The sequence below is a fragment of the Vibrio sp. OPT46 genome (genome assembly GCF_015163535.1).
GTDB lineage: Bacteria > Pseudomonadota > Gammaproteobacteria > Enterobacterales > Vibrionaceae > Vibrio > Vibrio alginolyticus.
In genome coordinates, this window is record NZ_JADDYG010000074.1 from 44,533 (window position 1) to 54,949 (window position 10,417).

Here is a 10,417-nt window from a genome sequence, read left to right on the forward strand (position 1 = left end):
ATTCACGACGACCGTTACCCGTTGGATTTACACCCATTAGCCGCGCGTTTAGCTTGTCTTGCATATAGCCTTTCAGCACACCATTCTCGATAAGCGTGTTGTACTGACCGTTTACCCCTTCATCATCCACATTCAGTGAACCACGAAGGTCTTTTAACGTGCCATCATCGACGATGGTACACAACGAAGACGTCACTTGTTGACCCATTTTGCCAGAGAAAACCGAAGATTCCTTCCGGTTAAAGTCACCTTCTAGGCCATGACCTACCGCTTCGTGTAGCAACACGCCAGGCCAGCCAGAACCCAATACCACTGGCATCATGCCAGCTGGTGCGGCTTCTGCTTCAAGGTTGATTAACGCCATGCGAATCGCTTCGTCTGCGTAATGAAAAGCTTGTTTCACACCATTGCTTTCCGTTAAAAAGAAATCGTAACCGAAACGGCCGCCGCCACCAGCACTACCGCGTTCACGTCGTTCACCTTTTTGTGCGAGCACGCTAATAGACAAACGCACCAAAGGACGAATATCGCCTGCATAAGTACCGTCTGTTGCCGCAACAAGCATCTGCTCATGCACACCGCTGATGCTGATCGAAACTTCTTTAATCAATGGTTCTTTAGTGCGGATGTAAGCATCTAGAGATTTGAGTAATTCTGTTTTTTGCTGCTTTTCCCATTCAGCTAGTGGATTCACAGCCGCGTAGTACGCTTGGTTTTCGGTGCGTTTAAACGCTTGGACTTTGCCATTTTGCCCTTGCTGAGCAATACCGCGCGCCGCCATTGCACTCTGCTTCAGGCCTTCAGGCTGGATTTGATCAGAGTAGGCAAAGCCTGTTTTCTCGCCAGTTACTGCACGGACACCAACACCACAATCAATGTTAAAAGAGCCATCTTTGATGATGCTGTCTTCTAGAACCAGAGACTCATGCCAGCTGGACTGAAAGTAAATGTCCGCATAATCGATCTGGCGCGTCGCAATGCTGGCAAGCGTGTCAGCAATGTCTTGTTCTGTCAGACCATTTGGGGCAAGGAGTGCCTGTTCTATTTGGTTTGTGCTCATAGTTAGCTCTTTTATTTCCGTCTCAATTCATTTTGAAAGCGACTGTGTTGAGTCAGCGGCATATTCTGCCTTACTTGTTGGCTTTGTGACAAATCTATCTCAGTCACCAATAAACCTACTTCATCCTGAAGCTGTTTATGGATACGTCCCCAAGGGTCAACGACCATTGAGTGTCCCCATGTTTTTCGTCCACATGGATGCGTTCCAGTTTGTCCGCTTGCCAAAATCCAACATTGTGTCTCAATCGCTCTAGCTCGCAATAATACTTCCCAGTGAGCTTGCCCCGTCACAGCGGTAAACGCAGCGGGCACCACAATGATATCCGCCCCTTCTTGACGCAATACTTTATAAAGTTCTGGGAAACGTAAATCATAACAAATACTCAATCCAACACTGCCGATATCAGTTTCCGCAACGACTATTTGATTACCCGCCATAAACGTATCCGACTCACGATAACTACCATAACCATCGGCTACGTCGACATCAAACATATGCAGTTTGTCATAGTGAGCAATGCATTTACCGTGCGGCGGAAATACAAGTGTTGTGGTGGTGACACCTTTTGCGGTTTGAATGGGCATGCTTCCGACAATTAGCGTTAACTGGTTCTTTCTAGCGATTTCACAGAGCCGCTGTTGAATCATGCCACTGCCAAGTGGCTCTGCATGTTGATGATAAGCTTCGCGACTGGAAAATAGCACTGTATTTTCAGGAGTAAGAACAAGTTTGGCACCTTGCTTGCTCGCTAAAGCACACTGTTTTTCAATGAAGTCCAAATTCGCGTTAATATCCGGACCCGAAGTCATTTGAATAATGCCAACACGCTCCATGTGTTTCCTCCCTATTCCATTATATTCGGTGAGTTATTTGGCCTGTTCACGCAGTTTTTCTGGCAGCTTATATTCACCTTTACTTCGCGAAATTTCTTTCACCGTTGGTGAATCTAGTGGGCCTTTCACTTCATAATTGACTTGAGTGAAGACCTCAACCACCGGAGATATCACCGTAGAGATGGCCAAGACATACAAAGCAGTTTGAGGCGCAACGGCAAACGCGGTCAGCATTGGTAGGCCTGATGTGATGTCTGGTGTGAATTTCACTTCCGCATCAACCATTCTGCTGTTCATATTAGCGATGCCGCGGATTTGCATTTCCCCTGCTAACGCATCCATTACGATATCATTGGTGATAAACACACCGTCTTGGATTTTGCCCGTTCCCGTGATCGAGTTGAATGCCATGCCTTTATCGAATACGTCGGTAAAGTCGAGCTGCATCTTACGGATGATAGAATCCAAGCTAAACAAGCCTAACAAGCGTGCCGCACCACTAACTTCACTGATCACGCCTTTACCAAATTCCGTTGAGACGTTTCCTTGCAAGGTTTGTGTCTTCATTGACCAAGGTGCGCCGTCCCATTCCATATTGGCATTGATCTCAAATGGTGCTTGTTGAATGCCTGATGTAATACCAAAGCGCTCCATAAGATCGGTGTTGTTATCACCTTTCATTTTCATGGTTAAGTTGGAATGACTGCTCTCTTTCGTCAGGTCCCACCAACCACTCATATCAATGCGGTTTTTGCCGCTACTAAAGGTGATATTTTTCCACTCCAAGCGGTTCTGGCGACGCTGCAAATCAACATTCACTTTGCCCACTTTGTAGCCTTGCAGCCAAAAATCATCAATGTTCAAAGTTAAGTTTGGCATCTCAGCGTGAAACTTGCGGTCAAAATTGGTAATCAAAGGTGCGTTTTGATCTTCACTCGCAAAGATTGAGCTGCGCTCTTTGGTCATCTCTTCAAACCCTGGGATGTACAGATGCAAGTGCTCTAAAGAGACCGATAGATCATAGGGTTTCAGATAGTTAGCTTTCCCTTTAACCTCTTGACTGTCCACATCGAGTTGCCAACTCAAATTTTTCTTGCTTGCTGAAAAATCCACATCATGAAACTCAATCCCACCGAGCTGTAAGTTTGGCGTTTCAACTTCAATGCGTGTCGGCAATGGAATGGTCGGCGTTTTCATGCTTGCCAAAACAGACGATGAAGGCTTGCTCTCAGAGACCTGCGCAAGCTCCGCCCATTGGTCTAAATTCAGTTCTTCGACACGCACCGAAGCATCGTACCCGACAATAGGACTAATCCGGAAGCCACCTTTGCCAACCATTAAATGAGTCGCAGTCAGAACCGGGACATCGCCAGCGATATCTATCTCAGTTTGATACTTCACATTTGGGATCTGTAGTCGTGCTGAAATACTCTCTTGGTTGCCGGATGCTTGCAGTTTCGCTTGCCCAGACTCACCAATTTTTTTCGCTAAAGGATAAGGATATTGACTAGCCAGACGATTTAGCTGCGCCAGCACTTCAAGCTGATAAGTGAAACCAACATCATTGAGTTGCAAGTCAATATCCATTTGCCACGGCGCATGGCCAGAAACAAGGTTTAACCAACGCTCACCGACATAGGGTTTGAGCGGCTCGACATCCCAATCTCCTAGTGTATTAATTGTCACGTTGTAGCCTTGCTCCGCACTCTCTCCATGGAAATCAAGAGAGATAGGCTGTTGTAATAATTCGGCCGACAAACCCGATGTGGTAACCACATCATTGTCGAAGGTGATACGTCCTGTGGCGTTTTCAAGCGTCATTGGCGGCGCTTCAATATCAACACGATTTTCTGTTAAATCGGCATAACCCCAAGCGCGAGAGTCTTTCTCAAAATCAAACGGTATGTTGAGTTGAAACTCAGAGTAAACGGGCCCACTCACTTGCAGCGCTGTCAATGCGGCACCGACTGAATCCACTAATGGCGTCGCCATCATGTAGTCACGGACTTCATTACCCGGCGCGCTTGCTTTCGCTTCAATCTCGATGTGTCCACCTTCTGCCACCTCAGGGATTCGCCCAGTGATACGCTTGGCATGAACGCCATTTAGTGTGGCTGATTTTGAATCCAAATACATGGCATCATTTTCAAACAGCAAGTCTAGCTGCAAATCCGTGATGGTTGGCCATGCCGTATCAAAGCTAAATTTCGCGTCTTTTAATCCAACCCAAGCTTGGAACATGCCATTATGTTCTTTGTAAGGAAAATCACCTAACTCGCCATACCACAACAATTTCGCTGTGTTCACTTTACCGCCCTGAATCGCGGTCGAAAGATAGTCGGTCAAGTCTTGTCCAAGTGCCAGAGTCGGTAGATAGCGCCATGTCTCACCCGCGTTGTAGAGATCCGCTTCGGCATAGAACGATAAAAATGGGCTTTGTTCTTTTGGAAAATCAAGACGGAATGCCCCCAAGACTTGAAGATCAGGCGTTGCTGCCGTCACTTTATCCGCCCACAAACGCCAACCCGCATCATCTTGCTGCCAGATAATATCGACTTCACCTTGTTTGATATTCAGCGGAGCTTGGAATACATCGCCGTACGGAAAGACATCATCAATGACGGTGACTTTTGCTTTAGCTTGATTCACATCCCCCGATACGCTGCCCTGTACGTGATGAAACCCGGGTAGGAGCTCCCATTGTGTCATCGCGAGTTCATCCAGTTCAGCCGAGTAGCGTAAGGTGTCTAAACCACCGTTCATTGACAATCGGACATCTTCGACCCGACCTTTCGGTGCTAGTTTGTTAATAAGGTCACTGGTCGACTCTGACTCTGGAGCCAGCTTGATGAGCGGAATGAGTGCTTCTATGTCGAGTTGAGAGAGATTAAGCATCCAGCCGTTTGGTTGCCAATCAAACGCGACGTCTAGCTCTGGCCAAGGGGTATTATCGGTTCTGATCTGAAGTGAGTGACCATTTACTTTCCAGCCTTGTTTATCTGGTCGAAGATTGAAAATTCCAGACTCAATAAACAGCTCATGATGTCCATCTTCATTCCACACCAACTCGGAAGGCAGCAATTCAACATAAGCATCATGCGGTTGGCTATGTTTGAGCGTTAGCCAAGTATTTAAGCTGACTTTACCCGACTCTGCTCCTGACTCTTCTTGCATGTAAGTGGTCAGCCAAGGTGTGACCGAGACATCTTGAGCACTCACGTAAAACTCACCAGATACATCGCGCAACGAGCCATGATCTTTAAAGTTAGCGCTTACTAACAATGAGTTCAGGCGAACATCGGCAATGCTAACCGTGCCTTCGGCTACGTGACGTTTCCCTTGATTACTCCAACGAAGCTGCTCAATATCTAAACGGCGAGTTTCACCAGACACCGACTTATACCAAATCCGTGAATCGCTAATAGTGAAGTCTTCGAACTGACGTAAAAGAAGTGAGTCGAGTTGGTCAATGAGTTTCACTTCGCTCTTATCCACTTCAGGCTTCGGATCTTGACGATGAGAAGTCGGCAGAATGTCTACCGTGTGAATGTCTAAAGCGAGGTTATGAATGGTAAGGTCTGCAACTACAGGTTTAAGTTGAAAAAGAGATTGAATAAGGTCGAACTCAATTTGGACTTCTTCAACAGCGAAGCGTGCATCTTGCACGTTTGGTAGATTTGCCTCTAAACCCAGTAACGCAATTGAGGGATGATTATTGCGCCACGTCCCTGCGACATTAGCAATAGAAACGTCAAAACCTGTGCCTTGTTTGACCCAGGTTTTGATCTCATCTTGGAAATGGTTAAGTTGCGGCAGTGTGACGCGAAGCGTGGTTACTAATATGGCTAATAACACCAATACAGTAACTAAACTCCACGCACAAAAACGCCCAAAACGGTTAACACCAGAATTCACAAATGTTCCAAATTACATCATTACGACGTCAAACTGTTCCTGAATGTACAGGGGTTCAGCCTGAACTCGCACTTGCTTGCCAATAAATACTTCGAGCTCTGCCAACGCATGAGACTCATCGCCCAATAGCGCTTCAGCAACAAACGGCGATGCGTACACGACAAAATTATCGGCGTCGTAAGCACGGTTCACACGAGTAATCTCGCGTAATATCTCAAAGCATACGGTTTCGACCGTTTTCACGCTGCCACGGCCTTCACAAGTAGGACAGCCAGAACACAAGATATGTTCAATACTTTCTCGTGTGCGCTTGCGCGTCATTTCAACTAAGCCAAGCTGGGTAAAGCCGTTGATGTTGGTTTTTACTCGGTCTTTCGCCAGCGCCGTTTCCAGTGAGGTAAGTACTCGCTGACGATGCTCTTCGGATGCCATATCGATAAAATCAATAATGATGATACCGCCGAGGTTACGTAAACGTAGCTGACGCGCAATAGCTTGCGTTGCCTCTATATTGGTATTGAAGATAGTCTCTTCGAGATTACGACGACCAACAAATGCACCCGTGTTGATGTCGATGGTGGTCATGGCTTCGGTTTGATCGATGATCAAATAGCCGCCCGATTTTAGCTCGACCTTGCGCTCTAAAGAACGCTGAATTTCGTTTTCGGTGTCGTACATGTCAAAGATTGGCTTGTCACCTTCGTAAAGCTCAAGCTTATCTGTTAACTCCGGTACATACTCAGAAGTGAATTCTTTCAGGTTCTCGTATTCAAGGCGGGAGTCGACCATGATCTTATCGAGCTCTGTGCCAACAAAGTCACGCAGAATGCGTTGAGCTAAGCCGAGTTCACCGTAAAGTGTTGAACGCGTTTTGTATTTTGAGCGACGCTCCATGACTTTTAGCCACAAACGCTTTAGAAATGCCGCATCTTGAGATAGCTCTTTTTCATCAGCGCCTTCTGCCGCGGTACGAATGATAAAACCACCGTGCTCATCGCAGTAATGGTTCACCACCTTTTTCAAACGCTCGCGCTCTTTTTCACTTTCAATACGCTGCGAAACACCGACATGGCTGGCCCCCGGCATAAAAACAAGATAACGCGAAGGTAAGGTGATATCCGTCGTTAAACGCGCACCTTTTGTGCCGAGCGGATCTTTGACCACTTGCACAACAATGTCTTGTCCCTGGCGTACCAGCTCAGAGATATCACGGACTTGAAACTGCTGTTTTTCGTTTTCTGCCACACATTCGGTATGAGGAACAATATCTGACGCATGTAAAAACGCCGCTTTATCTAAACCAATGTCGACGAAAGCCGCCTGCATACCTGGTAACACTCGGCTTACTTTGCCTTTGTATATATTGCCCACAATACCGCGACGCGATTCGCGCTCGATATGTATTTCTTGTAGTACTCCACCTTCAATCATGGCCACACGAGTTTCACTCGGGGTCACGTTAAGCAGCAATTCTGCACTCATGTGCACACCTCAAAACAATTATAAAAATTCTTGAATTAGCTGATCGGTTTCGAACAAAGGTAAGCCTACTACAGCGTGATAACTGCCTTCGATTCGGGTGACAAATCGCCCTCCGAGTCCCTGAATACCATAACTTCCAGCTTTATCGCATGGCTCTCCTGACTGCCAATATTGTTCGATTTCTTCGTGAGTCAGTGGTTTGAACCACACGTCAGTGGTAACGACCACTGAATGTTGTTGTTCCGATGATACAACGCTCACCGCAGTCATCACTTGATGACGACGACCCGATAAGTCAGTAAGCATACGCTTTGAATCTTCAAAACTTTTTGGTTTTTCTAGCACACGGTCATCGCATACTACGACCGTATCAGAGCCCAATACAACGGAATCAGGCTTAGCCAACGCTAAGCCTGCCTGAGCTTTTTCCAAAGAAAGACGCAACACGTAATCTCGTGCTTGCTCATGAGCCTGTTTGGCTTCCTCAATATCAGGCAATACGATCTCAAAATCATAACCCAGTTGAGCAAGCAGCTCTTTTCTTCTCGGAGAACCCGATGCGAGAACGAGAGATAAGCTTTTCTTCACCGCTTTACCTTACGTGCCATGCACGACGAACTCGTCGCATTAATAAAAACATCCATGGCCAAAGTATACAGTTTATTGCCGCCGTCCACAGAGATAATGGATTAAATACTACGTCCTGGTTCAAATATTCCCCACAGAATATCAAAACTTCCAATAACGCAGTAAAAAAGGCAATTAAAATCGACTGTTGCCACAATGCCATGTTGCGAATCAACAGGAAATTCAGCGCCACAAGGTAGATAACGATCGACATCATCATGCCACGAATTCCAAGCGTTGAGCCGATCAAGATATCCCACAATAAGCCCAACACTAGCGCAGTTCCGACGTTCACTCGGTGCGGTAGTGCCAACACCCAATAACACGTGACAAGGAACAACCATGACGGACGTAACACATCTAACACACCTGGCCATGGAATGGTTTGCAGTACCAGCGCAACGAAGAAACTGACGCCAATCACCATTCGGCTACTCAATACATTATTGGCCATCGGTTACCTCTTGTTCTTGCTCTAACCCTTCATCTACATTGGACCGCAGTACTTTGTGTTGACGGTCTTCATTCGGCCAAATCAGCAGTAGGTAGCGTAAGCGATCAAACTCCACAACCGGCTCAGCCTTGATTGAGGCGAACTCTTGACGCGTATCGTGATCCACATTGGTAACCGTCGCGACTGGATATCCTTCAGGGTAAATACCACCTAAACCGGATGTCACCAATAAATCACCAACCTGAATATCTGTGCTGGTTGGAATGTGCTCCAGTTGGATTTCATCCATTTCACCATTGCCCGATGCGATCACTCGGATATCATTGCGGATCACCTGGACAGGAATTGCATTTTTCGCGTCCGTTAGCAGCAGAACACGTGCGTTGTGCGCTGCGACAAACGTGACCTGACCAACGATGCCTTTCTCATTGATAACAGGCTGACCAACGTAAACACCATCAATACGGCCTTTATCGATCACCACTTGATGACGATAAGGTGAAGTATCAACCGCCATTACTTCTGTCACGACTTTCTTTTCATCACGGACAAATGAAGATCCTAACAACTTACGTAAGCGTTGGTTTTCTTCTTTATATTGGTCGAGCAAGATAAGCTCGCTTTTCAGGCGTAGCACTTCTCGCTTTAAGCTGCGATTGCCTTCAACCAATGCCTGATGAGAATTAAAACGTTCAAATACGCCATCGAACATACTACGAGGCAAATTCGCTGCGTACTGAATCGGTGCAACCATACTGTTTAGTAGGTATCGAACGTTGGAAAACGTATCTAGACGACTATCGGCCAGCATTAAGCTCGCCGACACGATGACAGCAAAAAACAGACGTAATTGCAGAGACGGACCTCTGCCGAAAATCGGTTTCATCTTGTTTTTGACCTGATTGCTTCCATGATTATTGAGCCTTACTTGGCAACCTAAAAATACTTAACTAAATACTTTTAGGTATGGAGCATGTTTGAATTACAGAGAGAGCAGAAATGAAGGTGAAGCCCGACATGAGCTTCACCTAAACCTTTATTCTTCAGAGAACAGATCGCCACCGTGCATGTCGATCATTTCTAGTGCTTTACCGCCACCACGCGCAACACACGTTAGTGGATCTTCCGCGATAACCACAGGAATACCAGTTTCTTCCATTAGTAGACGGTCTAGGTCTTTAAGTAGTGCACCACCACCGGTTAGTACCATACCGTTTTCAGAAATGTCTGAAGCAAGCTCTGGTGGACACTGTTCTAGTGCAACCATGACTGCTGATACGATGCCAGATAGCGGCTCTTGAAGCGCTTCTAGGATCTCGTTTGAGTTCAAGCTAAAGCTGCGTGGCACACCCTCCGCAAGGTTACGACCGCGAACTTCAATCTCTTGAACTTCATCACCAGGGTAAGCAGAACCGATTTCGTGTTTGATCTTTTCAGCCGTTGCTTCACCAATCAAGCTGCCGTAGTTACGACGTACGTAGTTGATCACCGCTTCATCAAAGCGGTCACCACCGATACGTACAGACGATGAGTAAACCACACCGTTTAGAGAGATAACGGCAACTTCAGTTGTACCACCACCGATATCGACCACCATTGAACCTGTCGGCTCAGATACGCGTAAACCAGCACCAATTGCCGCCGCCATTGGCTCGTCGATTAGGTAAACTTCACGCGCACCAGCACCAAGTGCTGATTCACGAATTGCGCGACGCTCAACTTGGGTAGAACCACAAGGAACACAAACAAGAACACGTGGGCTTGGCTTTAGGATGCTGTTATCGTGCACTTGCTTGATAAAGTGCTGAAGCATTTTTTCGGTTACGTAGAAGTCAGCGATTACGCCGTCTTTCATTGGGCGAATAGCGGAAATGTTGCCAGGTGTACGACCAAGCATCTGTTTTGCTGCGTGACCGACTGCAGCAACGCTTTTTGCAGAACCTACACGATCTTGACGAATAGCAACTACAGAAGGTTCATCAAGGACAATTCCTTGCCCTTTTACGTAAATTAGAGTGTTGGCTGTACCTAAATCGATAGATAGAT

General features: G+C 46.6%; 8 protein-coding genes. All 8 read right to left on the reverse strand.

What is annotated here, in order from left to right; genetic code table 11:
- Nucleotides 1-1,060 (reverse strand): metalloprotease TldD (tldD, locus tag IQR33_RS03095; protein ID WP_228013732.1); only part of this gene is annotated, 1,060 nt, incomplete at its 3' end.
- An 11-nt stretch (nucleotides 1,061-1,071) separates the two neighbouring features.
- On the reverse strand, nucleotides 1,072-1,893 hold the full coding sequence (locus IQR33_RS03100; RefSeq protein ID WP_005381136.1) for a carbon-nitrogen hydrolase family protein: 822 nt from the start codon (nucleotides 1,891-1,893) through the stop codon (nucleotides 1,072-1,074).
- A gap of 33 nt (nucleotides 1,894-1,926) precedes the next feature.
- Nucleotides 1,927-5,808, reverse strand: coding sequence for a YhdP family protein (locus IQR33_RS03105; RefSeq protein ID WP_193837567.1), 3,882 nt, complete (start codon nucleotides 5,806-5,808; stop codon nucleotides 1,927-1,929).
- Between the two features lie 12 nt (nucleotides 5,809-5,820).
- Nucleotides 5,821-7,290 (reverse strand): ribonuclease G, encoded by a 1,470-nt coding sequence (rng, locus tag IQR33_RS03110; RefSeq protein ID WP_005381138.1) that lies wholly within the window; start codon nucleotides 7,288-7,290, stop codon nucleotides 5,821-5,823.
- Nucleotides 7,291-7,308: 18 nt separating this feature from the next.
- Entirely contained in the window at nucleotides 7,309-7,878 is a 570-nt protein-coding gene (locus tag IQR33_RS03115; RefSeq protein ID WP_005381139.1) for a Maf family protein, read from the reverse strand.
- A 4-nt stretch (nucleotides 7,879-7,882) separates the two neighbouring features.
- Nucleotides 7,883-8,371, reverse strand: a complete 489-nt coding sequence (gene mreD, locus IQR33_RS03120) for a rod shape-determining protein MreD (RefSeq protein WP_005381141.1) — start codon at nucleotides 8,369-8,371, stop codon at nucleotides 7,883-7,885.
- The gene (gene mreC, locus IQR33_RS03125; protein ID WP_005381142.1) at nucleotides 8,361-9,257 is read right to left on the reverse strand and encodes a rod shape-determining protein MreC; all 897 of its coding nucleotides are present in this window, start codon (nucleotides 9,255-9,257) and stop codon (nucleotides 8,361-8,363) included. The genes mreD and mreC overlap by 11 nt, the downstream gene beginning before the upstream one ends.
- 150 nt (nucleotides 9,258-9,407) lie before the next feature.
- Nucleotides 9,408-10,417: rod shape-determining protein (locus tag IQR33_RS03130; RefSeq protein ID WP_228013733.1), on the reverse strand; the 1,010-nt coding region annotated here is incomplete at its 5' end.